Consider the following 25,334-nt stretch of genomic DNA (forward strand, 5'->3'; position numbering starts at 1 on the left):
CTGCTAACTGCACCTTTTCATCGGGAATTGGTTTCAATAAGACAACCCGCGTTTACCGGACAGGTGGCGGTCTCAGGGGGCACCCCAGAACGGCCCTCCAAGCCCGGGCGCGAAGGCGCCGGGGCCGAGGGCCGAGCGGGCTCAGGCGCGGCTGAGGCGGCGGAGCAGGAGGGTGGCCGGCACCGGGCGGGCGCCCATGCGGCGTACCGAGTCGGCCACCTCGCGGTCGGACGACACGACGGCGACCGCGCGCCCCGGGGGCTCCGCGCGCACGAGCTGCCTGATGAGGTCGTCGGCGATCTCCCCCGGCGCGCTGAACAGCACGCGCACGCCGCGCGGCGCGGACACCTGCACCGGGCCGTTCAGCTCCGCGCCGTCGAACGCGCAGGTGACCTCGACCCGGGTCTGCACGGCGAGGCCGCCGAGCCCGGTGAGCAGCCGCGAGCGCTGGTCGAGCAGGGTCAGCGAGGGGTAGCCGGTCTTGGTGACGTTGTAGCCGTCCACGACCAGGTGCAGGTGCGGGATGGCCAGGAGCTGGTCGAGCAGGGCCGGGTCGTCGTCGGCGAGCGCGCGTGCGGGCACGGCGCGCACGGACGGCCGTCCCGGGCTCACCGCCGTGACGGAGTCGGCCGGCTTGCTGATCGCGACGGGCAGTGCCAGCTCGCTGCGCAGCCCCGCAGCCGCGTCCTGGAGGCTGTCGAGGAGCACGCGGATGCGGGCGTCCTCGATGCTGCGCCCCTCGCGCGCCGCGCGCCTGCTGGCCTCCACCTGCCGCTCGGCGTCGGTGAGGCGCTCGCGCAGCTTGCGCAGCTCGCTCTCGGTCGCGCTGGTCGCCGAGGTCACCGCCGCCCTCGCCTCCTGCTCGCGCACCTGCAGCTCGGCGGCCCGATCCTCGGCCACCCGCACGCGCTCCCTGGCGTCGTGGAGCCTGCGCCGCAGGTCGGCGATCTCGGCCTTGGACACCCTGAGCTGCTCGCGCAGCCGGTCGGTCTCGTCCTTGGCCGCCGCCTTCTGCGCGGCCAGCTGCTCGCGCAGCCGTACGACCGTCTGCTCCTGGGCGGTGCCCTCGGCCGCCGCGGCGGCCTGCTCCAGGTCGGCGCGGGCGGTCTCCACGAGGTCGGGCCAGCCCGGAGGCCGCGTGAGGTAGGCGGCGGCGGCCACGAGCACCGGCTCGGCCGCGGGAGGGACGTTGCCCTCCTCCAGGCTGGCGACCAGCTCGGGCCACGCCTCCTGCAGCGCCTCGGCGACGATCTCGCGGAACTCCTTGTCGGTCTCCAGCTGCGCGGCGATCGGCGCGCTGCCCAGCCGGGCGCGCTTGCGCGGGTCGAACCTGGCGATGCCCTTCAGCGGCGGCGGGATCGTGGCGGGCTGCATCGAGCCGAGCACCTGGGCCGCCAGCTCGACGACATGTAAGCGGACCTGCTCGGGCAGCGGGCGAGACAGGCCTTCTCCGGCTGAACTCATCCGTCTTCCCCTAGCTGACTGGCCATTCAAAATCCGTCTATCCGACAAGGGTACGGCTGGCGCGTTCGTGGTCAGCGCGCTTCGCACCCGGTTCCTCACCCACCGCCGCCCCTTACGCCACTGCGGCACCCGCTTGCGCGCAGGTGAACGACAGGCGAACGGCATATGGACAAGCGCTTGGTGGCCGTTATACGACTGGGCCACCACGGATGAGGGAGGCCACCATGCCGAGGCTGGACGACCAGCGTGCCGAGACCGGAGAAATGCGGACGTCCACCCGTGACCTGGGCGAACTTCGCCGGCGGATGCGGGCCTGGCTCGCGGGCCGGCTCGCGGGGGCGTCCCGGGTGTCGGTGTCCGAGCTGACGCGCCCGTCCGGCAACGGCCTGTCCAGCGAGACGCTGTTCTTCACCGCGTCCTGGGCCGAGGGCTCGGGCGAGCGGGAGGTCGAATGCGTCGCGAGGATGGCCCCGGCCGCCGAGGCGGTGCCGGTCTTCCCCGAGTACGACCTCGGCAAGCAGTTCGAGGTGATGCGGCTCGCGCGCGAGCGGGCCGGCGTCCCCGCGCCCCGCACCCTGTGGTTCGAGCCCGACCCGGCCGCGCTCGGCTCGCCGTTCTTCGTGATGGAGCAGGAGAAGGGCGACGTCCCGCCCGACCTCGTGCCCTACACCTTCGAGGGCTGGCTGGTCGACGCCTCCCCCGCCGACCTGCGTCGCCTGCAGACGGAGACCGTGCGGATCCTCGCCCGGCTGCACGACGCGCCCGTACGACCCGAGGAGCTGGCCTTCCTGCGGCCGGGCCATCCGGGCGACTCGGCGCTTCGGCGGCACGTCAACGAGCAGAGGGCTTACTACGAGTGGGCCCACGGGTCGCTGCGGATCCCCGTCCTGGAGGACGCGTTCGCCTGGCTGGACGACAACTGGCCGCGGTCCACCGGCCAGGACGTGATCAGCTGGGGCGACGCGCGCATCGGCAACGTGATGTACCGCGACTTCACGCCGGTCGCGGTGCTCGACTGGGAGATGGCGGCGGCCGGGCCCAGGGAGATCGACCTCGCCTGGATGATCTTCCTTCACCGGTTCTTCCAGGACGTAACCGTGATCATGGGTCTCCCCGGCCTCCCCGCCTTCATGACCCGCGAGGACGTCTGCGAGCAATATCGCTCCATGTCGGGGCACACGCCGCGGGACATGGAGTTCTACGAGATGTACGCCGCCCTGCGGCACGGGATCATCATGGCCCGCGTCTGGCACCGGCGGATCCACTTCGGCGAGCTGGAGATGCCGGACGACCCGAACGACCTGGTGATGCACCGCGCCGCGATCGAGAGCATGCTCGACGGCCGCTACTGGGACTGAGAACAGGCCCTCGATCGGGCGCGGCACGGCACGTCAGCGCGGGGAGATGACGGTCCTGGACTTGACGATGAGGTCCCCGCGCGCGACCTCGTCCACGTAGTCACGCGTGCTCAGGCCCGACTCCAGCCCGACGGCCCTCGCGTAGTGACCGACGTAGTACTTGCCGGCGTACTTGTACTTGATCGAGATCTGCATGGTCATGGAGATGGTGTCCCTGCCGCGCAGCGGGACGACGCAGTACGCGCGGGAGGCGGAGTATCCGCACTTCGCGTGCGACGGCTTGGAGGTGAAGCGCACCTTGGACACCGTGTTCTTCGGCAGGAACGCGGCGAGCACCAGCCCGTCGGCCGTCAGCCCCCGCAGGTGGACGGCCTTGTAGCGGAACGTCGCGACGCCGCCGCGCCTGAGCCTGGTGGGGTACCAGACGTACACCTTCCCCTTCTGGGCCCCGGCGGAGGCGGCCTGGACGGGCACGGTGGGGGTGGACGCGGCCTCGGCCGGGGCGGACGTCCAGAGAAGTGATCCCGCCGCGAGGGCGAGAGAAGTGATCGATGCCGGTAACCAGCGCATACGCGCCTCCCCGTGAACAGTGGGTTGAAACGGCGCCGCACGTGGGCGGTCCAGTCGCCCGAACGGTCGCCGTGTGTGGACGGTGGATCCCTCGGATGGCCCGGTGTGGCAGGCGCATCCGAACATCAGCCGTATAACGACCAAGAACTCCAGGGGTTGCGATCAGATCGAGGACCGCCGTGCGGAACTGTCGGACCTTGCTCGTATGGTCATGCTCGTGGAGATCGGGGTTCAAGGAACGCTCGACGAGCTCGGCACGCCGCTCGACCAGGTGACCTTCGTCGTCTTCGACCTGGAGACGACCGGCGGGTCGCATGCGGAGCACGCCATCACCGAGATCGGCGCGGTCAAGGTGCGCGGTGGCGAGGTGCTGGGCGAGTTCGCCACCCTGGTCGACCCCGGGCGTCCCATCCCGCCGTTCATCACGGTGCTCACCGGCATCACCGACGTGATGGTGATGGCCGCGCCGCGCGTCGAGCAGGTCCTGCCGTCGTTCCTGGAGTTCATCCGCGGGGCCACGCTGGTCGCGCACAACGCCCCGTTCGACGTGGGCTTCATCAAGGCCAACTGCCAGAAGCACGGCTATCCCCCGCCCGCCAACCCCGTCGTCGACACCGCCGACCTGGCCCGGCGCGTCCTCACCCGCGACGAGGTGCCCAACTGCAAGCTCTCCACCCTGGCGAGGATCTTCAGGAGCACCACCGAGCCGTGCCACCGCGCCCTGGCCGACGCCAAGGCCACCGTCGACGTGCTCCACGTGCTGATCGAGCGGGTCGGGGCCTACGGCGTGCAGACCCTGGAGGAGCTCAAGGGCTTCGTGCGGGCCCCCACCCCCGAGCAGAAGCGCAAGCGCCACCTCGCGGCGAGCATCCCCAGCACCCCGGGGGTCTACGTCTTCGAGGACGAGCGCGGCGAGGCGCTGTACGTCGGCAAGAGCGGCGACCTGCGCCAGCGGGTGAAGTCCTACTTCACCGCGAGCGAGACGCGCCCGCGTATCCGCGAGATGATCGGCATCGCCGAGCGGGTCCGGCCGATCGTCTGCGCCACCGGCCTCGAGGCCGAGGTCAGAGAGCTGCGGCTGATCGGCGCCACCAAGCCCCGCTACAACCGCCGGTCGCGCTTCCCCGAGAAGGTCGTCTGGCTCAAGCTCACCGACGAGCCCTTCCCCCGGCTGTCCATCGTGCGCGAGGTCAAGGCCGACCAGGCGACCTACCTCGGCCCGTTCTCCTCCGCGCGCGGCGCCGAGGACGCCAGGTCGGCGCTGCACGAGGCAGTGCCGCTCCGGCAGTGCACCGAGCGCATCACGCCGCGCACCCGGCGGCCCGCCTGCGCCCTGGCCGAGATGGGCCGGTGCGGGGCGCCGTGCGAGGGCCGGCAGAGCGCCGACGACTACCGGCGCCACGTCGAGGAGGCCCGGGCCGCCATGGAGCACGACCCAGGCCCCGTGTTCTCGGCCCTGGAGACCCGCATGGAGCGCCTGGCCGCCGAGCAGCGCTACGAGGAGGCCGCCGTCGACCGCGACCGGCTCGCCGTCTACGTGCGCACGGCCGCGCGCATGCAGCGGCTGCGGTCGCTCACCGGCATCCCGCAGCTGATCGCGGCCAGCCCCGCCTTCGCCGGCGGGTGGGACATCCACGTCGTGCGCCACGGCCGGCTCGCCGCAGCCGGGGTGATGCCCAGGGGCGCCCACCCCACCCCGTACGTCGACGCCCTGGTGGCGACCGCCGAGACCGTCTCCCCCGGCCCCGGGCCCCTTCCCGCCGCGGGCGCCGAGGAGACCGAGTGCATCCTGCGCTGGCTCGACTCCCCCGGCGTGCGGCTGGTCCGGGTCGACGGCACCTGGAGCCTCCCCGCCCGCGGCGCCGGCCGCCTCAAGGAACGCATCGACCTCGCCTACAAGGGCGTCCAGCCCCACCACCCCCGCGAAGGCCGCCCCCTCCGCTGACCCGGCGGCCCGCCTGCGCACGGCGGACCCTCGTAGATCTCGAACGAGGAACACCTCGGACCATACGGCGGCTCCGCCGGCGAGAGCCGGTGGCGGTGATCGGCGGTGGCGGCGTTAGAGTCGGGCCAAGTCATACTCAAAGGAGAGAGCTCGAATGATCACCGCGATCGTGCACATCAAGGCGGAGGTCGACCGGATTCCCGAGGTCGCCCAGACGATCGCCGAGCTCGACGGGGTCAGCGAGGTCTACTCGATCACCGGCGACTACGACCTGCTGGCCATGGTCAGGGTGGCCGCCTACGACGAGGTCGCCGAGGTGATCCCCGGGCGCGTCAACAAGGTCCCCGGCGTGCTCGCGACAGAGACCCACCTGGCCTTCCGCACCTACTCCAAGCACGACCTGGACGCCGCCTTCTCCATCGGCTTCACCGAAGCCGACTGATCCGGCCCGAAGGATCTCTCTCCCGGCGGTGCTAGGCGCTCGTCCGCCGGCGGGCCGCCGGGCGTGAGGTGGTGGTCGCCGGTAGGCGGGCGCGTACCTCGAAGCCGCCGCCGGGGAGGGCTCCGGCGGAGAACGATCCGCCGAACAGCGCCGCGCGCTCGCGGATGCCGATCAGTCCGGCGCCGAGGACCACGGTTCCCCGCGCGCGCCCGTCGTCGCGTACGCGCACGTCCAGCAGCCCTGGCCGCCACCGCAGTGCCACCTGCGCCGTACGTGCCGAGGCGTGCCGCTGCGTGTTGGCCAGCGCCTCCTGGACGATCCGGTAGGCAGAGACCTCCAGCGCCTCCCCCACCGAGACGGGACGGCCGTCCTCGACGAACTCGACGCCGAGCCCCGACTCCCGCGTGCGCGCGACCAGCTCGGGCAGGTCGGCCAGGCCCGGCTGCGGTTCCATGCCCCAGGCGGTGCCGGTGGCGGCCTGGAGCAGCACCAGCATCCGCTGGAGCTCGGTCAGGGTCTGGCGGCCGGTCTCCTCGGCCGCGTGCAGCGTCTCGCGCGCCCGCACGGGGTTCTTCTCCATGATCATGCGTCCGGCGCCCACGCCGAGCGTCATGACGCTGACCCGGTGGGCCACGAGGTCGTGCAGCTCACGGGCGATCTTGATCCGCTCCGCGGTCGTCGTGGCCATGGCGAGCGCCTCCCGCTGCGCGGCGAGCGCGTCCCTGTAGGCCGACAGCTCGGCACGCAGCCGGCGCTCACGGCCACGCCGGTTGAGGATCAGGCGCCTGCCGAAGGCCACGGCACCGCCCAGCGGGACGACGAGCGCGACCCCCGCCAGACCGGGCATGCCCCACGACTCGGCCTGGATGGCCGCCAGGAAGGCGATGACGGCGAGAAGGTCGGGGTAAAGCATGGCGGCAGCCTAGAAATGTCACGAAATCCGGACATCCACTCGTGGGAGGATCTCAGGTCATCCCGTGAGGGGACGCGCGCGGATGACGCGCCCGGCAGGCTATGCCGACCGGGTGCGGCGCACCCGTGCACACGCCCCATCGCCCGGCTCCGTGTCCGGGAGCCCGGCTTCGACTGGTCTCTCTGCGGATCAGGCCTGCCTGTGGGAGCGGCTGATCTCCACCCAGCGGGCGAGGGTCTCGGTGGCGCGGCCGGAGTCGACGGCGTCCGACGCGCGCTCGTACGCCGACCTCATGGCCCCCGCGAAGGCCTCTCCCGAGATGTCCTGCCCGGGCTCGGCGGCGACGGTCGCGGGATCGAGGCTCACCAGGGCGGCGGCGGCGTTGAGGAGCACGGCGTCGCGGACGGGGCCGGTCTTGCCGCCCACCAGGTCGTGCACGGCGCGCGCGTTGAACTCGACGTCGCCGCCGCGCAGCGCGTCGGGCTCAGAGCGCGGAACCCCGACGTCGAGCGGGTCGAAGGAGATCTGGACGGCCGTGCCCTCCCTGACCACCCAGACCGTCGAGGTCGTGGCCGTGGACAGCTCGTCGAGCCCGTCGTCGCCCCGGAACACCAGCGCGGACACGCCCCGCTCGGCGAAGACCCCGGCGACGACCGGCAGCATGCGCGCGTCGTAGACGCCGATCGCCTGCGACGACGGGCGGGCAGGGTTGGTCAGCGGGCCGAGGAAGTTGAAGAAGGTGGGGATGCCGATCTCCTTGCGCACCGGGCCGGCGAACCGCAGGGCCGGGTGGTAGACCGGCGCGAAGCAGAACGCGATGCCCGCCTCGACGGCGGTGCGCGCCGTGAGCTCCGGAGGCAGGTCGAGGACGACGCCGAGGTACTCGAGGACGTCGGCGGCGCCGCACGACGAGGAGGCCGCGCGGTTGCCGTGCTTGATCACCCTCGCCCCCGTGGCGGCGACGACGATCGCGGCCATCGTCGAGACGTTGACGGTGTGGGCGCGGTCGCCGCCGGTGCCCACGATGTCGACCGTCGGGCCCTCGACCGACAGCGGGGTGGCATGGTCGAGCATGGTGCGCGCGAGCCCGACGACCTCGGCGACCGTCTCGCCCTTGGCCCGCAGGGCCGTGGCGAAGGCGGCGATCTGGGCGGGCGTCGCGGCCCCTGACATGATCTCGTTCATGGCCCATGCGGTCTCGTCCGCGGTGAGGTGCTCGCGGGCGAGCAGCGCCGTGAGCAGCGTGGGCCACGTCGTGCGCGCGTCCATGGGTTCTCCGGTCGGTGAGAGATGTGGGGAGGCCGGGCGGTGCCGCTCAGCGAGTGGCCTGGCCGGCGCAGCCCGGGCGCGAGCCCGGGCCGGCGCGTCGCAGGGTCGGACGCGGGAGGCCCGGCCGACACCGCCCGGCCGTGGGAGGCCTGGCCGGTGCCGGTCGGTGCCGGGGTGCGGGAGTCGGCCGGTGCCGGCTCAGCGGGTGACGCGGGAGGCCGAGCGGTGCCGCATGAGGCCCGCCACGGCCTCGGCCAGCGCCATCGGGTCGAGCGGCTGGGCCACCACCGCGTCGGCGCGGGACCAGTCGGCGAGCCATCGGTCGTCGCGGCGCCCGATGATCAGGCAGATCGGCGGGCAGTCGTGGACCTCGTCCTTGGCCTGGCGGCTGATGCCCATGCCCCCGGCGGGGACGGCCTCGCCGTCGAGCACGGCGACGTCGATCTCGCCGGAGTCGAGCTGCTTGATGACGGCGGGCTGCGTCGCGCACTCCACGATCTCCACGAGGGGCACGTCGGCGGCCGGACGCCGCCCGATCGCCAGCCGCACCTTCTCGCGGGTGCTTGCGTCGTCGCTGTAGACGAGAACCCTCATGCTCACGGTCGCGCTCACTATCGATTGACGAGGTATGGTCACCACGGATGCTACCTGTCCCCGCCGACGGAATCCCAGACCAGTCAGACTTGGCGTAGTTCCAGCCTTATGTCTCGTTTATGGGACCGATGCGCCCCCAACCGGGGGGTCGTGCGGCGACCCGACCAGGAGAGCCGCAATAATGCTGGGCGTGGCGACAGCATCCGCAATTACGACGACGACAGCACCATCGTCCCGCCGGCCCAACCTGGTCAGCGTCGGGACGATCGTTTGGCTGTCCTCTGAGCTCATGTTCTTCGCGGCGCTGTTCGCGATGTACTTCACCATCCGGTCGGTCAGCCTCGGCCAGGGCAAGCCCTGGCCAGAGACTCACCTGGACGTCCCTTACGCGCTGGTCAACACGATCGTCCTGGTCCTGTCGAGTGTGACGTGCCAGCTCGGCGTGTGGGCCGCTGAGAAGGGCCAGGTCAAGAAGCTCCGGTTCTGGTACGTCATCAGCTTCCTCATGGGCGCCTGGTTCGTCGGCGGCCAGCTGTACGAGTACCACAACCTGGTGAACGAGGGCCTGACCCTGTCCTCCAACGCCTATGGTTCGGTCTTCTACCTGACCACGGGCTTCCACGGCCTGCACGTGACCGGTGGGCTGATCGCGTTCCTGTTCATGCTGGGACGCACGTACGCCGCGAAGCGCTTCACCCATGAGCAGGCCACCAGCGCGATCGTCGTGTCCTACTACTGGCACTTCGTCGACGTCGTCTGGATCGGCCTCTTCGCGACCATCTACATCATCAAATGATCGGAACGAGGATATCGGTGAACTCGATCACCGCACGGAGGCGGCATCCACTCGCGCGATATGCCGTCCTCCTTCTGGCCCTGAGCCTCCTCGGAGGGGTGTACGCCCTGCTGGCGCCCGGAGGCGACCGGGCCGACGCGGCGATCGCCTCCGGCAAGGCGGACGACGTGGCCGCGGGCAAGGCGCTCTTCGCGGCGCACTGCGCGAGCTGCCACGGCCTGAACGCCGAGGGCTCCTACACGCCCGGCGGTGCATCGGGCCCGAGCCTCATCGGCGTCGGCGCGGCGGCCGTCGACTTCCAGGTGTCCAGCGGCCGCATGCCGTTCTCGGGCCCCGGCCCCCAGGCTCCGCGCAAGCGGCCCCCGGAGTGGGTCAACCCCGACACCGTCCGGCAGCTCTCCGCGTACGTCCAGTCGCTCGGCGGCGGCCCGACCAAGCCCTCCCTGGAATCGGTGGACCCCGCCAAGGGCGACCCCGCCAAGGGAGGCGAGCTGTTCCGGGCCAACTGCATCCAGTGCCACAACTTCGTCGGCTCGGGCGGCGGTCTGACCTACGGCAAGTACGCGCCTCCGCTGAACCCCGCCACGCCCACGCAGATCTACGAGGCGATGGCCACGGGCCCGCAGGCCATGCCGGTCTTCAACGACAGCACGATCACCCCCGAGCAGAAGCGCGACATGATCGCGTACATCATCGGCGCCCGTAACCAGCCCGACCCGGGCGGCAGCGGCCTCGGCCGGATCGGCCCCGTCACCGAGGGCCTCGTGGCCTGGGTCGTGGGCATCAGCCTCCTCGCCCTCGCCGCCATCTGGATCACCGCGAAGAAGCGTCAGGCCAAACCATGACTGATAACCCGAACGACATCGAGCAGCCGGAGGAGCGCGTCCCGAGGCGCGTCATCGGCACCCCCCCTCCGAGGGGTGAGGACTCCATGCTCGGCGCGCCGCCCACGGGCGGCGGGCCGATCGTGCACGAAGGGGTGAAGTTCCCCGACCCCGCGACCGCGCGCAAGGGCGAGCGCATCGCCGCCCTGCTGTTCCTGGTGGCCTTCCTGGCCGGCGTCGGGTTCGTGATCTCGTACGTCGTCTTCCAGGTCGGCACGATCGACAGGACCCAGGTCTCCAACTTCGCCCTCGGCGGCACGCTGACGATCGCCCTGCTGTCGCTGGCGGCCGGCCTCGTGGTCTGGGTGCGGACGATCATGCCTAAGTACAGCCTGGTGCAGGAGCGCCACACGATGGCGACCCCGCCCCAGGTGCGCGAGGAGATCGAGCAGACCTTCCTGCAGGGCGCCGAGGAGAGCGGCATCGTGCGGCACAAGCTGCTGCGCCGCACGCTCCTGCTGGCCTCCGCCCCGCTCGGCCTGCTGCCGCTGGTGCTGCTGAAGGACCTCGGCCCGCTGCCGGGCACCACGCTGCGGCACACGGTCTGGAAGAAGGGCCGGCGCCTGATCGTCGAGGGGACCCACGAGCCGATCCGCGCGGCGGACTTCAACTCCCCTGGCGGCATCCTGTCGGTGGTGCCCGAGGGGTACGAGGAAGACCTCAACGCCCTGGCCAAGGCGACCTTGATCCTGATCAAGTTCCGGCCAGAAGAGATCAAGTCGGGCACCAAGCTCAATTGGACCTACGACAGCATCGTCGCGTATTCCAAAATCTGCACCCACGTGGGCTGTCCGGCAGCGCTCTACGAGCAGACGACGCACCACATCCTCTGCCCCTGTCACCAGTCCACCTTCGACGCGGCAGACGGGGCGAAGGTCATCTTCGGCCCCGCCGCGCGTCCCCTGCCCCAGCTGCCGATCGCTGTCGACGGCGAGGGGTACCTCATCGCACAGAGCGACTTCAACGTTCCGGTCGGTCCCAGCTTCTGGGAGCGCGGGGACGCCGAAGCCGAAGCTAGGGAGCAGGCATGAGCCTCGACGGCCCTCCCAAGGCCATCGCGGGACCCGCGAGTTTCATCGACGACCGTATCGGCGCCGGGAGCTTCCTCAAGCGCAACCTACGCAAGGTCTTCCCCGACCACTGGTCGTTCCTCCTGGGTGAGATCGCGCTCTACTCCTTCGTCATCCTGCTCCTCACCGGCACGTTCCTGACGTTCTGGTTCAAGCCGAGCATGGCCGAGGTCACCTACAACGGCTCGTACGGGCCGCTCGTTGGCGTACACATGTCCCAGGCCTACGAGTCCTCGCTGCACATCAGCTTCGACGTCCGCGGCGGCCTGCTGATCCGGCAGATCCACCACTGGGCGGCGCTGCTGTTCGTGGCGGGCATGATGGTGCACATGCTCCGGGTGTTCTTCACCGGGGCCTACCGCAAGCCGCGCGAGCTCAACTGGATCATCGGTGTGCTGCTGCTCACCCTGGCGCTCGCCGAGGGCCTGACCGGCTACTCCCTTCCCGACGACCTGCTCTCCGGCGCGGGCCTCCGGATCACCGAGGGTGTGGCCATCTCGCTGCCGCTGGTCGGCACGTACATCACGTACTTCCTGTTCGGCGGCGAGTATCCCGGCACCGACGTGATCTCGCGGTTCTACAGCATCCACATCCTGCTCGTCCCGGGCATCCTGCTGGCGCTGATCTCCGCTCACCTGATCCTGATGTGGGTGCAGAAGCACACCCAGATGCCGGGCAAGGGCCGCACCGAGCAGAACGTCGTCGGCGCGCCGTTCTACCCGTCGTTCATGATCAAGTCGGGCGCGTACTTCCTGTTCACCTTCGGCGTCCTGGCGCTGCTCGGCACGTTCGCCCAGATCAACCCGATCTGGCTGTTCGGTCCGTACACTCCGGCGGACATCTCGGCGGGATCCCAGCCCGACTTCTACATGGGCTTCCTGGAAGGCTCGCTGCGGCTCATGCCCGCATGGGAGATCAACTTCCTCGGGTACACCCTGCCGCTGAGCGTGCTCATCCCGGCGCTGCTGCCGATGGGCATCATCATGACCGGCCTGGCGCTATACCCGTTCGCCGAGCAGTGGATCACCGGCGACAAGAGCGAGCACCACCTGGCCGACCGGCCCCGCAACAACCCGCACCGCACCTCGATCGGCCTCGCGGCCATCACGTTCTACGGTGTGCTGTGGCTGCTGGGCGCCAACGACTGGATCTCGGCGAAGTTCCACATCTCGCTCTACACCACGACCGAGGTCGGCCGGGTGCTGGTCATCGTCGGGCCCGCCATCGCGTACTTCATCACCTACCGCGTGTGCATCGGGCTCCAGCGCAACGACCTTGAGCTGGTGTCCCACGGTGTGGAGTCCGGGGTCATCAAGCGCCTGCCGCACGGTGAGTACATCGAGGTCCACGTGCCACCGGCCGACGACCTCGTGGCCCACATCCAGGGGAAGAAGCCCATCCCCGCCATCGAGGCCGCCCCGGACGGCGACGGCGTCCCCCCCAAGGGGATGCGGAACCCGCTCGGCAGGCTGCGGGCCAAGCTCAGCGAGACGTACTCGGCGGACACCGAGGCCATCGCGCTCGACGCGGCCCACGACGGCCACCACAACGGGCACGAAGCCACGCCCGCCGCGGTCGGCACGGGCCACGGCGACGAGGAGACCAAGTCCATCGGCCACTGAGCCGGTAGCCCGGTAGTGACACTGAGAGGGCCCGGACGCGAGATCGCGTCCGGGCCCTCTCGGCGTTTCCGGCAGAACGTCAGGAAGTGACCTTCTTCTTCTCGTCCGCCGTGGTGGTGGTGTGGTCGGCCACGGGGTACGCCGACAGCGTCTCCGTGGTGAACCCCGACCGCAGGCCGCTCCAGCGGAGCCACTGGGGCCAGGTCTCCTGCCAGTGGCCCCACCCGTTCGCCGGGTCGAGCTGCCGCGGCGTGCCGCTCACGATGATCGGGTCGCCGATCAGGGTGGTCTCCTTGAACCACTTGGCGTTCGAAGGGCTGACGTTGATGCAGCCGTGGCTCACGTTGGAGTTGCCCTGCGAGCCCACCGACCAGGGAGCGCCGTGCACGTACTCGCCGCTGTCGGAGATGCGCACGGTGTCGTACACGGTGAGGCTGTAGTAGCCGGCGCCTCCTGGCCCGGTGTCGGGGTTGGTCATGGTGGTGACGTCCTCGCGCGACATCGCCAGGTGGATGCCGTTGGTCGTGTAGTGCCGCCAGTCGCCGCCCTCCCCGGCGCTGAGCGGCACCGTCCTGATGACCTGGCCGTCGCGCTCGACCGTCATCTGGTGCGACACGGTGTCCGCGTGGCTGATCTGGGACCTCCCGATCGTGAACTCGCGGACGTAGTCCTGGCTGCCGTACATGCCGGCGCCGCCGTGCACCCCGGCGAGCTGGGCGACCAGCTTCACCTTGGTGTGGGCGGGCCAGTACTTCTTGGGCCTGAAGGAGACCGACTTGTCGTCGAACCAGTGCCACGCCCCCTCGACCGGATTGGAGGTTTGCACCATGAGGTTGCGCTCCACCGAGACCCGGTCGGTGATGGGATGGTCGAAGGTCAGCATGATCGGCATGCCGATGCCGACCGTCAGGCCGGTGATCTCCTTGTTGGGCAGGATCTTGTCGACGGCGAACAGCTGAGTCGCCTTGACCGTCGAGAACTCGCTGCTCACCTGCTTCGTCTTGCCCGAGGGATCCACGGCGACCACGGTCACCTGGTAGGTCTCCCCCGGGGCCATCCCGCGCTTGCTGCGCCATTGGGTGCGGTCGGCGCTCAGCACGCCCGCGATCGGCGTGTCCTTGGACTTGACGCGCACGTTGACGCTCCTGAGAGCGCCGTTGACGGCTCCGACCATGACAGGCAGCTCCGGTGCCACCTGAGTCGCCCCGTTGCCCGGAGAAACGCTCACAGCCAGGCCGGACCGTGAACCAGCGGTATCTTGCCCCTCTCGATCGCTGCCGCTCGTACAACCGCCCGCCAGCAACAGGGCCAGCGCCCCGGCTCCAAGGGCGACCACCCGGATCTCGACGTGTCCCACGTTACGTCTCCCCCGCTCCGATGGATCACTCCTTGTGAGTTATTACCCGGTTACAGCGTGTCGCGTACCTTCGCTCAAGGAGAAACGCCGGGAGGACCTGCAAAAAAGGCCTCGCGGACGACCGACGGTTCCTTGAAGGAAACCGCCGGCCGCCCGCGAGGCAGGCCGTACGGAGCGCGCGATCAGAGGTGATCGCCGAGGGGGCGGGCGAAGGCCGGCCGGGCGTGCGAGCGCGCGCCGGCCTCCCTCCCGGTCAGTGCGAGAAGTGACCCCGGTAGTACTGGAACACGAACCCGATCGAGGCCATGATCACCGCGAAAGCCCCGATGAGGAACATCCACCAGCCGATGACGAAGCCGACGACCATGAACGCGGCGGCCAGGCAGACGAACAGCGGCCACCAGCTCGACGGGCTGAAGAAGCCCAGCTCGCCCGCGCCGTCGCTGATCTCGGCGTCCTTCCTGTCCTCCGGCTGCTCGCCGATGCGGCGGGCGGTGAAGAGCAGGTAATAGCCGATCATCAGGGCGAGGCCCACGGAGATGGCCAGCGCGGTCGTGCCGGTCGGCTCCTTCGACCAGAACCAGTAGACGAGGTCCACCGCGGCGAAGAAGACGCCGCAGAGCAGAAACATCCAGCCCTGAACCTTCATCGGGCCTCCTCCAGCTCCTCGACCGGCGCCAGCCGGTGCGGGTTGTGCAGGTCGAACGCGGGACGCTCCGACCGGATCCGCGGCAGCGAGGTGAAGTTGTGCCGGGGCGGCGGGCACGAGGTCGCCCACTCGAGGGAGTTGCCGAAGCCCCACGGGTCGTCCACGGTGACCTTGGGGGCGCTACGCCACGTGCGCCAGACGTTGTACAGGAACGGCAGCGTCGAGGCGCCGAGGATGAACGCGCCGATCGAGGACACGACGTTCAGGTCGGTGAACCCGTCGGCCGGCGAGTAGTCGGCGTAGCGGCGGGGGAAGCCCTCGACGCCGAGCCAGTGCTGCACCAGGAAGGTGGTGTGGAAGCCGATGAACAGCGTCCAGAAGTGCCACTTGCCCAGCGTGTCGTTCAGCATCCTGCCGGTGAACTTCGGCCACCAGAAGTAGAAGCCGGAGAACATCGCGAAGACCACGGTGCCGAAGACGACGTAGTGGAAGTGCGCGACCACGAAGTAGGAGTCGCTGGCCTGGAAGTCCAGCGGCGGCGAGGCCAGGATGATGCCGGTCAGGCCACCGAACAGGAACGTGATCAGGAAGCCGACCGCGAACAGCATCGGCGACTCGAACGATAGATGGCCGCGCCACATCGTGCCGATCCAGTTGAAGAACTTCACTCCGGTCGGAACCGCGATGAGGAAGGTCATGAACGAGAAGAACGGCAGCAGCACCTGGCCTGTGACGAACATGTGGTGCGCCCAGACCGCCGCCGACAGGCCCGCGATGCTGATGGTCGCGGCGACGAGGCCGATGTAGCCGAAGACCGGCTTGCGGCTGAAGACCGGGAGCACCTCGGTGATGATGCCGAAGAACGGCAACGCGATGATGTACACCTCTGGGTGCCCGAAGAACCAGAACAGGTGCTGGAAGAGCATCGCACCGCCGGTCTCCGAGTCGAAGATGTGGGCGCCGAGGTGTCGGTCGGCCTCCAGCGCGAGCAGCGCGGCGGCCAGCACCGGGAAGGCCAGCAGCACCAGCACGCTGGTGAGCAGGATGTTCCACGTGAAGATCGGCATCCGGAACATCGTCATGCCGGGCGCGCGCATCGTGACGATCGTGGTGATGAAGTTCACCGCGCCGAGGATGGTGCCGATGCCGGACATCGACAGACCCATGATCCACAGGTCGCCGCCGAGGCCCGGTGACGAGACGGCGTCCGACAGCGGGGTGTAGGCGGTCCAGCCGAACGCGGCGGCGCCGTCAGGGGTGAAGAACCCGGAGATGGCGATCAGGCTTCCGAACAGGTAGAGCCAGTAGCTCACCATGTTCAGCCGGGGGAACGCCACGTCGGGGGCGCCGATCTGCAGCGGCATGAGCTCGTTGGCGAAGCCCGCGAACAGCGGGGTCGCGAACATGAGCAGCATGATCGTGCCGTGCATGGTGAAGAGCTGGTTGAACTGCTCGTTGCTCACGAACTCCAGGCCGGGCTGGGCGAGCTCGGCACGCATGATCAGCGCCATGACGCCGCCGATCAGGAAGAACGCGAAGGAGGTGATCAGGTAGAGGTGCCCGATCACCTTGTGGTCGGTCGACGACGCCCACCGGGCGATGACCGTGCCCTTGCGGGCGCGCCGCTGGGCGGCGATGGCCGCCTTGGTCGGGGGTTCGTTGATGGCGGTCACTGGGCACTCCCCGCCTGGCTGTTGACGTACTGGTCGTACTCGGCCTGGGGCACGAGCTTCACCGTGAAGAGCATGCGGCTGTGGTCGACGCCACAGAGCTCGGCACAGCGTCCGGCGAACTCTCCCGTCTTGTTGAGCGTCTCGATCTCGAAGACGTTCTTCACGCCGGGGATGACGTCGCGCTTGAACAGGAACGCGGGCACCCAGAACGAGTGGTTCACGTCCGGCGACACGAGGTCGAACTGCACCTTCTTCTGCACCGGCAGCACCAGCACGGGCCGCTGGGCCGGCGTGCCGACCACGCTGACGACCTTGCCCTGGTACTCGCTGGTGAAGCGCCAGCTCCACTGGAAGCCCTCGACCTTGACCTTGACGTCCGGGTTCCCCGTCACCTTGGTGATGGCGTTCTCGTCACGGGCGGTGAAGTAGAAGAACACCGCGACCATGATGATCGGCACCGTGGTGTAAAGGATCTCGATCGGCAGGTTGTACCGCACCTGGGGCGGCAGGGCGTCGGTCGTGTTCTTGCGCTTGCGGTGGAACGCGCAGGCCCACAGGATCAGGCCCCAGACGACGACACCGACGGCAAGGGAGGCGATCCAGGCACCGTTCCAGAGACTCTGGATGATGCCGGCCTCCTTGGTGATGCCCTCCGGCATGCCAGCACGAGACCACGTACCAACGCCATCACACGCCGTCAGGGAGACCAGCAGCGCCGCCAAAGCGACGGCGCGTGGCACCCTGCGACGGGCCAACGGACGCCGTATAGAACGGCGGGTCGGACTCACGGATCGCCTACCCCACAGATAAAGCCCAAGAGTCCCCCTCCTGGGCGATCGTTTCCAGATTCACGAGATTCGCGCTCTTAGTTGTCTCACGTCACGCTGGGGGACACATTAGCGCGCACTGGGGTCGCCCTCCTTCCCAGCCCCCGTTAACGTGTTCGAGCCGTTGCGGGATCCGCCCGCGGGCGTCGGCCCAGGCGGGCCGCCGCCGGGCGCGGGTGCGACCATGAACCCGTGGCGTACTTCGACGCGGCATCGACCGAACCTCTGCACCCCGCCGCGCGTGAGGCGCTGATCGCGACCCTCGACGCGGGCGGCGCCGACCCCGCGCGCCTGTACGGCCCGGCGCGGCGGGCGCGCGTCCTGCTCGAACGGGCCCGCGCCGAGGCGGCCGAGGTGATCGGCGCCCGTCCCGACGAGGTGTCCTTCACCTCCTCGGGCACGCAGGCCGTGCACCTCGGGGTGCTCGGGACGCTGCTCGGGCGGCGGCGGGCCGGGCGCCATCTGGTCACCGGAGCCGTCGAGCACTCCAGCGTCCTTGCGGCCGCGGCCGTGCACCAGCGCGAGGGGGGCACCGTCGAGATCGTCGGCGTCGACCTCACGGGACGGGTCGACCCCGGCGAGTTCGGCGCCGCCGTCGCGCGGGAGGGCACGGCCCTGGCCTGCCTGCAGACCGCCAACCACGAGGTCGGCACCCTCCAGCCGGTCGCGGAGGCCGCCGAGGCGTGCCGGTCGGCCGGGGTGCCGCTGCTGGTCGACGCGGCCCAGACGCTGGGGCGGCTGCCCGTCCCGGCCGGTTGGTCGGTGCTGGCGGCGAGCGCCCACAAGTGGGGCGGTCCCGCGGGGGTGGGGCTGCTGGCCGTCCGCAAGGGCACCCGGTGGCGCTCCCCGCTGCCCGAGGACGAGCGGGAGCTGCGCAGGGTGCCCGGGTTCGAGAACGTCCCCGCCGCCGTCGCGGCCGTCGCGGCGCTGCGCGCGGTGACCGCCGAGGCCGAGGAGGAGAACGCGCGGCTGTCGGCGCTGGTCGACCGCGTCCGCGAGGCGGTGCCCCGGCTGGTCCCCGATGTGGAGGTCGTGGGCGACCCCACGCGACGGGCACCGCACATTGTCACGTTCTCCTGCCTTTACGTGGCAGGTGAGGCAATATTGACGGAGTTGGACAGGGCCGGGTTCGCGGTGTCTTCCGGCAGTTCGTGCACGGCGAGTACGCTACGGCCATCGCACGTGCTGGAGGCGATGGGAGTGCTCACGCATGGGAACGTCAGGGTGTCTCTGCCCAGGGGCGCGTCCGCCGCGGACGTCGACCGCTTCCTCTCCGTCCTGCCCGGCATCGTCCGGCGCGTCCGCGAGAGCGTAGGGGTGAGATCGTGATGATGGCTGGCCGGCAGAAGTCCGCGCCCGGCGAGACGGCGCAGCCGTCGGCCGCGCTGACGATCGACGCGCTCGGGCGCAAGTGCCCCATTCCGATCATCATGCTGGCCGAGCGGATCAACGAGGTGCCGCTCAACGCGACGGTGGCCGTGCTGGCCGACGACCCGGCCGCCTTCACCGACGTGCCCGCCTGGTGCAGGCTGAAGTCCCACCACCACGTGGCGACCTACGAGCTGCCCGGGGGCGGCTGGGCCATCCACGTGCGGCGCAACTACTGACGGCGTGCCCGCCGGGGACACCGGCGGGCACGAGCGGGAGTAAGCGGGATCAGGAGTAAAGGCACCGGATGTGCGCCTCGACCTCGGCGGCGGCGGCGGTGCCGTAGGTGGCCGCGAACCGGTCGAGGAAGCCCTGCCTGCCGAGCTGGTACTCCTGGCAGCCGACGTGCTCCAGCACATGGGTCGCGGTGAGGTTGCCGAGCTGGCCGCAGCGCTCCAGGGACAGGCCCCAGACGAGGCCCGACAGGAAGCCCGCGCGGAAGGCGTCGCCGACGCCGGTCGGGTCGACCTTGCCGAGCTCGGGGCTCGGGGGGATGTGCAGGGCCGGCTCCCCCGCGCGGTCGATGCGGGCGCCCTTGGGGCCGAGGGTGGTCACCCGCACTCCGACGCGGGACAGCACCTCCTCGTCGGACCAGCCGGTCTTCTGCTCGACGAGCGCCTTCTCGTAGTCGTTCGTGAACAGGTAGGCAGCGCCCTCGATGAGCGACCTGATCTCGTCGCCGCCCATGCGGGCGAGCTGCTGGGAGGGGTCGGCCGCGAACGGGATGCCGCGCTGGCGGCACTCCTCGGTGTGGCGGACCATGGCGGCGGGGTCGTTCGGGCTGATCAGGACCAGGTCGAGGCCGCCCACGCGCTCGGAGATCGGGTGCAGCTCGATCTCGCGGGCCTCGGCCATCGCCCCGGTGTAGAACGAGGCGATCTGGTTGTGGTGCTCGTCGGTGGTGCACAGGAACCGGGCGGTGTGGTGCAGCTCGGAGATGTGCACCGAGGAGCAGTCGACCCCGTGGCGCTCCAGCCAGGAACGGTAGTCGGCGAAGTCGGAGCCGACCGCGCCCACCAGGATCGGCGACAGGCCGAGACAGCCCATGCCGAAGGAGATGTTGGCGGCGATGCCTCCGCGCCGGACCTGCAGGTCGTCGACCAGAAAGGACAGCGACACACGGTCGAGCTGCTCGGCGATGAGCTGGTCCCCGAAGCTGCCGGGGAAGGTCATCAGATGGTCGGTCGCGATGGAGCCGGTGACGGCGATGCGCACGGGGTCATTCTCCTCGTTGTCAGCCTCGACGGACCGCCCAGAATACGGCACGGAAGGGCGCTCCAGGCTGGCGGACCGGCCCGTGGTGATCTTCACGGCGGCCGGACGATCCAGCAGGTGACACGGGGTCATCTGGAGTGAGGTTCGTCACCTGTGACGATGCCGGCGCGGCGGGCTTCGACCCCTAGGACGCCCAAGCGGCGGCGCCGTGCACCCGTGCCGGACCGATGGGCGGGGAGGCCTTTGATGGGTGCGGGCATGACGGCACCCCGCCTCGCGGAGTGATCCACGGACGGGGTGCCGGCCGGCGCCTCTAGTTGAAGGAGTCGCCGCAGGCGCAGGAACCCGTGGCGTTCGGGTTGTCGATCGTGAAGCCCTGCTTCTCGATGGTGTCCACGAAGTCCACGGTGGCGCCCGTGAGGTACGGAGCGCTCATCCGGTCGGTGACGACGCTGACGCCGCCGAAGTCGGAGACGACGTCCCCGTCCATCGAGCGGTCATCGAAGAAGAGCTGATAGCGCAGGCCCGAGCAGCCACCGGGCTGCACCGCGACGCGCAGCTGCAGCCCCTCTTCGCCCTGCTGCTCCAGCAGGCTGCGCACCTTCGACGCGGCCGCGTCGGTCAGGACCAAACCCTGCTGCGTGGTCTCGCTGCTCTCAACCGTCATTTGTTGACTCCCCGTCTGCCCCAACGCCCCTGGGGACGGAGGCCTGGTTCTGAGGTCTCAGTTAGACGCTACCAACAGCTGGGCGCCGCTACACATTCCTGTCTCACCGTACGGTCCGCCCAACCCCCCGGAAACAACAGCCCTCCCCCGTGTGTAGTGTTTAGTCGTCAACTAGACGATAAGTCCCCAAGGGGTGTTGCAGCCGTGACGACTACCGAGACCGGCCTCCCGCTCTTCGTGCTCGGCCAGGGCACCGACACGCACAGCGAGCGCGGCGTCGACTGCCCCGGCGAGCTGCCCCCGGCCTCCGATCCGGACCTGGTGGCGCGTGCGGTCAGGGCCAAGGCGGCCCTCGGCGACAGGCTGTTCGTGCTCGGGCACCACTACCAGCGCGACGAGGTCATCCAGTTCGCCGACGTGACAGGAGACTCCTTCAAGCTCGCCCGCGAGGCGGCGGCCCGCCCTGCGGCGGAGTTCATCGTCTTCTGCGGGGTCCACTTCATGGCCGAGTCGGCGGACATCCTGACCGGCGATGACCAGCGGGTCGTGCTGCCCGACCTCGCCGCGGGGTGCTCGATGGCCGACATGGCCACCTTCGACCAGGTGGAGGAGGCGTGGGACGTCCTGACGGATCTGGGGATCGCCGACATCACGGTCCCGATCACGTACATGAACTCCTCCGCCGACATCAAGGCGTTCTGCGGGCGCAACGGCGGCGCGGTGTGCACCTCCTCCAACGCCCGCCGCGCCCTGACCTGGGCGTTCGACGAGAGCCCCGAGGGGCCCGCGAAACAGGCCGGGGACAGGAAGGTCCTGTTCCTGCCCGACCAGCACCTCGGCCGCAACACGGCCGTCCTGGAGATGGGCTTCTCCCTTTCCGACTGCGTGGTCTACAACCCGCACCGCCCGAACGGGGGCCTCACGGATCAGCAGCTCAAGGACGCCAAGGTGATCCTCTGGCGCGGGCACTGCTCGGTGCACGGCCGGTTCACCGCCGAGTGCGTGGACGAGGTACGCGAGCGCGTGCCCGGCGTCAACGTGCTGGTCCACCCCGAGTGCCGGCACGAGGTCGTCACCAAGGCCGACCACGTCGGCTCGACGGAGTACATCATCAAGATGCTGGACGAGGCTCCGGCCGGGTCCTCCTGGGCCGTCGGCACCGAGCTGAACCTCGTCAAGCGGCTCGCCGCGCGGCACCCGGACAAGACCGTGACCTTCCTCGACAGGACGGTCTGCTACTGCTCCACCATGAACCGCATCGACCTGCCGCACCTGGTCTGGGCCCTTGAGTCGCTCGTCGCGGGCGAGGTCGTGAACCAGATCACGGTCGACCCCGAGACCACGCACTGGGCCAAGGTCGCCCTCGACCGCATGCTCGCCCTCCCCTAGCCCGGCCGGCGCACCGCCGAGGGCCCGCCAACGGCCGGGCCCCCGGCCTCCGCGCGGCAGGGACGCCGGGCTCAGGTCAGCTCGTACACCACCCGGACGCCGATGGTGACCGAGCCGTGCCCGGGGTTGATCGAGGCCTTCTCCGCCAGCGCGAAGCGGGAGGGGGACGTGTCGCCCTCCTCCTCCAGCTTCACGACCCGCCCAAGGCCCCTGCCGGTCAGGGTGGCGTACTGCTGGGCCTTGGCCAGCGCGTCCTTGTAGGCCTTGGCCCGCGCGGCCCTCACCAGCTTCGCCCCCTTCGAGACCTCGAACGAGATGCCGTTCAGCCGCACCTCCTCGCCCACCGCCGCCACCGCGTCGACGACCGCGTCGGCCTTGGACAGATCGCGGACCAGCGCCTCCACGCCCTGGGAGGCGCGGTAGCCCACGACCTTCGGGTACTTCTCGTACTCGGTCCCGAGGGACAGGTCGTTGGTCCGCATGTCGGACTTCGCCACCCCCGCCGCCAGGAGCACCTCCGCCAGCTTGGCGGCGCCGTCCTTCACTGCCGCGAACGCCTCACCGGCCTTCGCCCTGCGCGCCTCCACGCCGACGTTCAGGTGCATCACGTCCGGGATGGTCTGGATGCTTCCGCGCCCGACGACGGTGAGCTCCGCCGGGTCGGCCGCGGCCGCACGCGGCGCGGGTGCCCTGGTCAGGGAGGCGGGCGCCGTCACGGACGGCCCGGAGTCCGCGAGCGCCGCGCCCGCCTGCGCTCCTACGAGGACGATGGCGATGGCGATGGCGGTGGCCGCCGGCACCACACTCAGCTTGATCATGCGGACATGCCACCACCGGGCGGCCTCCGCACCGGCCGATCCTCTCCGGGGACGGCCGGAACTTGACCAATCTCAGGTCGCCCTGGTGTAGCGGAGGTACTGTTTCTTGTACTCCCCCGCCTTGGCCGTCGCCAGCACGCGGGTCGCGTCGCCCTCGAAGTCGAAGACCACCGCCTCGTAGTCCTCGCCCTTCTTGCGCCACCCCGCGATGTGCCGGTCGTCGTACCAGCCGATGAGCCGGTCGGTCGGGAAGGGCACCCTGGCCTTCTCCTCGCCCTCCGTGGTCCAGACGCAGATCTCGTCGCCCGAGCCGGGGCAGGTGGTGATGAACTGCGTCCCGGACGGCGACACGTCGTCGCCCTCCACGGTCAGCGGGGTGCCGACGTCGAGCAGCGTCGACAGCACCGTCCCGTTCGCGTCGTAGAACCTGATGCGCTGGGTCTTCCCCTTGAGCGCCCACGTGCCGACGGCCCTGCCGTCACCGCGCCAGAAGTAGCTCCAGCGGCCGACGTCCTTCTCCTTCACGTGGACGACCTTGGCCTTGCGGGTCGCGATGTCGACGATCGCGAAGCCGTACCCCCTGCTGGTGTCGCCGATCGCCTCGTTGAGGCTGACCAGCACCTTCCTTCCGTCCGGGGACCACTGCGGGAGGGTCGGGTAGACGGGGGCCTTGGCCATTCTGATCGTCGTGGACCTGCCGCTCGCCCGGTCGACGAGGGACACCGTGGAGTAGCTGTCCCTGGTGTAGAGGGTGTCGGTGCCCACCGCCCGCCGGCCGTCGTCGCTGACGGTGTACTCGAAGTACTTCTTGGTCCTGGTGAAGGAGTTCTTCCCCGTCGCCCTGACGTAGGCCCGCTTGCCGTAGTCCAGGCTGTAGAACGTCAGCTTGATCGGGTCGACGTCGCTCTCGTGGATCGTGATCGAGCTTCCGGGCAGGTCGATCATCCGGGTCGCGGCGGGCGGCGCCGACGCGGCCGAGGTCGTCGCCCCGGCCGAGGCCGTCACCTCCGGCGTCGACGGCGTGGACCCCGGGGAGGAGATCCCCGTCACAGGCTCGCCGGAGCTTCCGGCCGGCAGGCTCGCCGCGACGTTCGGGGAGCCGCCGCCGGGGTCGTCTGTGACCAACCGCACGATCAGGTACCCGCCGCCGCCGACCACCAGCGCGCCCGCGACCACGGCGGCGGTGATCAGGGGCACCCTGCCCCCGCGGCGCCCGCCGGAGCCGGCGGGCGAGGTATGCCCGGCGCCGCCCGGTCCCGTCACCCGGTCACCGGCCCACGCGGGGGGCGGTGGTGGCCCTGGCTCCTGCCAGCCGGGAAGCGGCCGCGCGGGGTACCCCTGCCCCGGGTACTGGGGCGTGGGAGGCGGCGCCTGGAACTGCGCCTGGCCCCGCGCGGGGTCGGCCCGCCACCTGCGCGTGGGCTCCTGCTCCTCCTGCGCCATGGCCGATCCCTCAGCCATGATCGCGGCGGCGGGCGTGGCGCCGGTGTCGTGCCCGAGCAGGCGCATGAGCACCTCGCCCGCCGAGGGCCGCGCGGCCGGGTCCTTGGCCAGGCAGGAGGCCACGATGCCCCTGAGCTGGTCGTCCAGGGCGCTGAGATCGGGTTCGAGGCTCATGATGCGGTGGAACACCGCGGGGAGGCTGTCGGTGCCGAAGGGCGCGCCGCCGGTGGCGGCGAAGACCATCGTGCCCGCCCAGGCGAACAGGTCGGCCGCCGGGCCCGCCTGCTCGCCGGCGAGCTGCTCCGGGGTCATGTACGCGGGCGTGCCGACGACCATCGAGGTGAGCGTGGAGCTCTTGTCCAGCGCCTTGGCGATGCCGAAGTCGATGACGCGCGGCCCGTCCGTGCCCAGCAGGACGTTGGAGGGCTTGAAGTCGCGGTGGACGATGCCGGCCTGGTGGATCGCGACGAGGGCCGTCACGGTGCCGATCGCCAGCCGGTGCAGGGCCGCGCCCTGGCGGGGCCCGTCGCGCTCGACGACCGCGTCGAGGGTCGGTCCGTCGATGTACTCGCTGACGATGAACGGCCGCTGACCGGCCACGCCCGTCTCGATCACCTGCGCCGTGCAGAACGTCGCGACCCGTTCGGCGGTGGAGACCTCCCTGACGAACCTGGCGAGCGCCTCCTCGTTCTGGGCGAGGTCGGAGCGGAGCACCTTGACGGCGACGGTGACGCCCGCCGGCGAGCGGCCGAGGTAGACGACCCCCTGACCGCCTTCCCCGAGCCGGGCGGTGAGTTCGTAGGCCCCCACTCGTGCCGGGTCGCCGGGCCGTAACGGCACCGGGTTCGACATGGCTCCCCTCCGTCCCCCCACTTATGGACTTATTTCAACCCATTGTGGCGTGCTCGTGGGGAAGACATAGCTTTCGGGTCCAAGCCGTA

The 25,334-nt window shown here is 70.2% G+C and carries 23 protein-coding genes; 10 read left to right on the plus strand and 13 right to left on the minus strand.

The genetic code is table 11. The annotated features are described in order from the left end of the window. Positions 1 to 141: 141 nt before the first annotated feature. Entirely contained in the window at positions 142 to 1,464 is a 1,323-nt protein-coding gene (locus tag OG589_RS22365; protein ID WP_405151904.1) for an NYN domain-containing protein, read from the minus strand. Between the two features lie 224 nt (positions 1,465 to 1,688). Between OG589_RS22365 and OG589_RS22370 the strand changes: the two genes are divergently transcribed. Then, positions 1,689 to 2,822, plus strand: a complete 1,134-nt coding sequence (locus OG589_RS22370) for a phosphotransferase family protein (RefSeq protein ID WP_405151905.1) — start codon at positions 1,689 to 1,691, stop codon at positions 2,820 to 2,822. Positions 2,823 to 2,855: 33 nt separating this feature from the next. On the opposite strand, the gene OG589_RS22375 is transcribed toward OG589_RS22370, so the two are convergent. After that, positions 2,856 to 3,392 carry a hypothetical protein gene (locus OG589_RS22375; RefSeq protein ID WP_405151906.1) on the minus strand — a complete coding sequence of 179 codons (537 nt, stop codon included), beginning with the start codon at positions 3,390 to 3,392 and terminating at the stop codon, positions 2,856 to 2,858. 211 nt (positions 3,393 to 3,603) lie between these two features. On the opposite strand from OG589_RS22375, the gene OG589_RS22380 reads away from it, so the two are divergent. Then, positions 3,604 to 5,337, plus strand: a complete 1,734-nt coding sequence (locus OG589_RS22380) for a DEDD exonuclease domain-containing protein (RefSeq protein WP_405152094.1) — start codon at positions 3,604 to 3,606, stop codon at positions 5,335 to 5,337. Between the two features lie 154 nt (positions 5,338 to 5,491). Then, positions 5,492 to 5,779 (plus strand): Lrp/AsnC family transcriptional regulator, encoded by a 288-nt coding sequence (locus OG589_RS22385; protein ID WP_405151907.1) that lies wholly within the window; start codon positions 5,492 to 5,494, stop codon positions 5,777 to 5,779. Positions 5,780 to 5,810: 31 nt separating this feature from the next. Here the strand turns inward: OG589_RS22385 and OG589_RS22390 are convergent, their stop codons facing one another. From OG589_RS22390 to OG589_RS22400, 3 genes are all read right to left on the minus strand, one after another. Then, complete coding sequence (locus OG589_RS22390; protein ID WP_405151908.1) at positions 5,811 to 6,692, minus strand: sensor histidine kinase; 882 nt, start codon at positions 6,690 to 6,692, stop codon at positions 5,811 to 5,813. Between the two features lie 189 nt (positions 6,693 to 6,881). Next, positions 6,882 to 7,961, minus strand: a complete 1,080-nt coding sequence (gene trpD, locus OG589_RS22395) for an anthranilate phosphoribosyltransferase (protein ID WP_405151909.1) — start codon at positions 7,959 to 7,961, stop codon at positions 6,882 to 6,884. Between the two features lie 198 nt (positions 7,962 to 8,159). Beyond that, on the minus strand, positions 8,160 to 8,555 hold the full coding sequence (locus OG589_RS22400) for a hypothetical protein (RefSeq protein ID WP_405152095.1): 396 nt from the start codon (positions 8,553 to 8,555) through the stop codon (positions 8,160 to 8,162). Between the two features lie 181 nt (positions 8,556 to 8,736). Here OG589_RS22400 and OG589_RS22405 point away from each other — a divergent pair, with 181 nt between their 5' ends. From OG589_RS22405 to OG589_RS22420, 4 genes are read left to right on the plus strand one after another with little or no spacing between them, the layout of a single operon-like run. Further along, positions 8,737 to 9,351, plus strand: a complete 615-nt coding sequence (locus OG589_RS22405; protein ID WP_363921884.1) for a heme-copper oxidase subunit III — start codon at positions 8,737 to 8,739, stop codon at positions 9,349 to 9,351. Positions 9,352 to 9,368: 17 nt separating this feature from the next. Further along, positions 9,369 to 10,196: a c-type cytochrome gene (locus OG589_RS22410; protein ID WP_405151910.1), complete on the plus strand. Its 828-nt coding sequence runs from the start codon at positions 9,369 to 9,371 to the stop codon at positions 10,194 to 10,196. Further along, positions 10,193 to 11,266, plus strand: coding sequence for a Rieske 2Fe-2S domain-containing protein (locus OG589_RS22415; RefSeq protein ID WP_405151911.1), 1,074 nt, complete (start codon positions 10,193 to 10,195; stop codon positions 11,264 to 11,266). The genes OG589_RS22410 and OG589_RS22415 overlap by 4 nt, the downstream gene beginning before the upstream one ends. Further along, positions 11,263 to 12,927: a cytochrome bc complex cytochrome b subunit gene (locus tag OG589_RS22420; RefSeq protein WP_405151912.1), complete on the plus strand. Its 1,665-nt coding sequence runs from the start codon at positions 11,263 to 11,265 to the stop codon at positions 12,925 to 12,927. Before OG589_RS22415 ends, OG589_RS22420 begins: the two co-directional genes overlap by 4 nt. A gap of 79 nt (positions 12,928 to 13,006) precedes the next feature. Here the strand turns inward: OG589_RS22420 and OG589_RS22425 are convergent, their stop codons facing one another. The 4 genes from OG589_RS22425 to coxB form a co-directional block, all read right to left on the minus strand. Then, positions 13,007 to 14,122, minus strand: a complete 1,116-nt coding sequence (locus tag OG589_RS22425; protein WP_405151913.1) for an Ig-like domain-containing protein — start codon at positions 14,120 to 14,122, stop codon at positions 13,007 to 13,009. Between the two features lie 415 nt (positions 14,123 to 14,537). Then, entirely contained in the window at positions 14,538 to 14,933 is a 396-nt protein-coding gene (locus OG589_RS22430) for a cytochrome c oxidase subunit 4 (protein WP_405151914.1), read from the minus strand. Further along, positions 14,930 to 16,606, minus strand: coding sequence for a cytochrome c oxidase subunit I (gene ctaD / locus OG589_RS22435; protein WP_405151915.1), 1,677 nt, complete (start codon positions 16,604 to 16,606; stop codon positions 14,930 to 14,932). Before ctaD ends, OG589_RS22430 begins: the two co-directional genes overlap by 4 nt. Next, a complete protein-coding gene (coxB, locus tag OG589_RS22440; protein WP_405151916.1) occupies positions 16,603 to 17,265 on the minus strand; it encodes a cytochrome c oxidase subunit II in 663 nt (220 codons plus the stop codon). Before coxB ends, ctaD begins: the two co-directional genes overlap by 4 nt. A gap of 360 nt (positions 17,266 to 17,625) precedes the next feature. On the opposite strand from coxB, the gene OG589_RS22445 reads away from it, so the two are divergent. Both OG589_RS22445 and OG589_RS22450 read left to right on the plus strand, forming a co-directional pair. Beyond that, positions 17,626 to 18,762, plus strand: a complete 1,137-nt coding sequence (locus OG589_RS22445; RefSeq protein ID WP_405151917.1) for a cysteine desulfurase family protein — start codon at positions 17,626 to 17,628, stop codon at positions 18,760 to 18,762. Next, positions 18,762 to 19,040, plus strand: a complete 279-nt coding sequence (locus tag OG589_RS22450) for a sulfurtransferase TusA family protein (RefSeq protein WP_405152096.1) — start codon at positions 18,762 to 18,764, stop codon at positions 19,038 to 19,040. The genes OG589_RS22445 and OG589_RS22450 overlap by 1 nt, the downstream gene beginning before the upstream one ends. Before the next feature lie 49 nt (positions 19,041 to 19,089). Here the strand turns inward: OG589_RS22450 and OG589_RS22455 are convergent, their stop codons facing one another. Continuing rightward, entirely contained in the window at positions 19,090 to 20,076 is a 987-nt protein-coding gene (locus OG589_RS22455) for a carbohydrate kinase family protein (RefSeq protein ID WP_405151918.1), read from the minus strand. 313 nt (positions 20,077 to 20,389) lie between these two features. After that, positions 20,390 to 20,743: an iron-sulfur cluster insertion protein ErpA gene (gene erpA, locus OG589_RS22460; RefSeq protein WP_358549406.1), complete on the minus strand. Its 354-nt coding sequence runs from the start codon at positions 20,741 to 20,743 to the stop codon at positions 20,390 to 20,392. Between the two features lie 204 nt (positions 20,744 to 20,947). On the opposite strand from erpA, the gene nadA reads away from it, so the two are divergent. Then, the gene (nadA, locus tag OG589_RS22465) at positions 20,948 to 22,132 is read left to right on the plus strand and encodes a quinolinate synthase NadA (protein ID WP_405151919.1); all 1,185 of its coding nucleotides are present in this window, start codon (positions 20,948 to 20,950) and stop codon (positions 22,130 to 22,132) included. A 71-nt stretch (positions 22,133 to 22,203) separates the two neighbouring features. On the opposite strand, the gene OG589_RS22470 is transcribed toward nadA, so the two are convergent. Continuing rightward, positions 22,204 to 22,950 carry an SIMPL domain-containing protein gene (locus OG589_RS22470; protein WP_405151920.1) on the minus strand — a complete coding sequence of 249 codons (747 nt, stop codon included), beginning with the start codon at positions 22,948 to 22,950 and terminating at the stop codon, positions 22,204 to 22,206. A 72-nt stretch (positions 22,951 to 23,022) separates the two neighbouring features. Continuing rightward, entirely contained in the window at positions 23,023 to 25,245 is a 2,223-nt protein-coding gene (locus OG589_RS22475) for a protein kinase domain-containing protein (RefSeq protein ID WP_405151921.1), read from the minus strand. Positions 25,246 to 25,334: the final 89 nt, after the last annotated feature.

Source organism: Sphaerisporangium sp. NBC_01403, assembly GCF_045040145.1.
In the GTDB taxonomy this organism is placed as follows: Bacteria; Actinomycetota; Actinomycetes; order Streptosporangiales; family Streptosporangiaceae; genus Sphaerisporangium; species Sphaerisporangium viridialbum.

What these genes read in the sequence shown, in the direction of transcription:
- OG589_RS22365 (WP_405151904.1), bottom strand. Translation starts at nt 1,464, where the DNA reads ATGAGTTCAGCCGGAGAAGGCCTGTCTCGCCCGCTGCCCGAGCAGGTC.
- OG589_RS22370 (WP_405151905.1), top strand. Translation starts at nt 1,689, where the DNA reads ATGCCGAGGCTGGACGACCAGCGTGCCGAGACCGGAGAAATGCGGACG.
- OG589_RS22375 (WP_405151906.1), bottom strand. Translation starts at nt 3,392, where the DNA reads ATGCGCTGGTTACCGGCATCGATCACTTCTCTCGCCCTCGCGGCGGGA.
- OG589_RS22380 (WP_405152094.1), top strand. Translation starts at nt 3,604, where the DNA reads ATGCTCGTGGAGATCGGGGTTCAAGGAACGCTCGACGAGCTCGGCACG.
- OG589_RS22385 (WP_405151907.1), top strand. Translation starts at nt 5,492, where the DNA reads ATGATCACCGCGATCGTGCACATCAAGGCGGAGGTCGACCGGATTCCC.
- OG589_RS22390 (WP_405151908.1), bottom strand. Translation starts at nt 6,692, where the DNA reads ATGCTTTACCCCGACCTTCTCGCCGTCATCGCCTTCCTGGCGGCCATC.
- trpD (WP_405151909.1), bottom strand. Translation starts at nt 7,961, where the DNA reads ATGGACGCGCGCACGACGTGGCCCACGCTGCTCACGGCGCTGCTCGCC.
- OG589_RS22400 (WP_405152095.1), bottom strand. Translation starts at nt 8,555, where the DNA reads ATGAGGGTTCTCGTCTACAGCGACGACGCAAGCACCCGCGAGAAGGTG.
- OG589_RS22405 (WP_363921884.1), top strand. Translation starts at nt 8,737, where the DNA reads ATGCTGGGCGTGGCGACAGCATCCGCAATTACGACGACGACAGCACCA.
- OG589_RS22415 (WP_405151911.1), top strand. Translation starts at nt 10,193, where the DNA reads ATGACTGATAACCCGAACGACATCGAGCAGCCGGAGGAGCGCGTCCCG.
- OG589_RS22420 (WP_405151912.1), top strand. Translation starts at nt 11,263, where the DNA reads ATGAGCCTCGACGGCCCTCCCAAGGCCATCGCGGGACCCGCGAGTTTC.
- OG589_RS22430 (WP_405151914.1), bottom strand. Translation starts at nt 14,933, where the DNA reads ATGAAGGTTCAGGGCTGGATGTTTCTGCTCTGCGGCGTCTTCTTCGCC.
- coxB (WP_405151916.1), bottom strand. Translation starts at nt 17,265, where the DNA reads ATGCCGGAGGGCATCACCAAGGAGGCCGGCATCATCCAGAGTCTCTGG.
- OG589_RS22450 (WP_405152096.1), top strand. Translation starts at nt 18,762, where the DNA reads ATGATGGCTGGCCGGCAGAAGTCCGCGCCCGGCGAGACGGCGCAGCCG.
- erpA (WP_358549406.1), bottom strand. Translation starts at nt 20,743, where the DNA reads ATGACGGTTGAGAGCAGCGAGACCACGCAGCAGGGTTTGGTCCTGACC.
- OG589_RS22470 (WP_405151920.1), bottom strand. Translation starts at nt 22,950, where the DNA reads ATGATCAAGCTGAGTGTGGTGCCGGCGGCCACCGCCATCGCCATCGCC.
- OG589_RS22475 (WP_405151921.1), bottom strand. Translation starts at nt 25,245, where the DNA reads ATGTCGAACCCGGTGCCGTTACGGCCCGGCGACCCGGCACGAGTGGGG.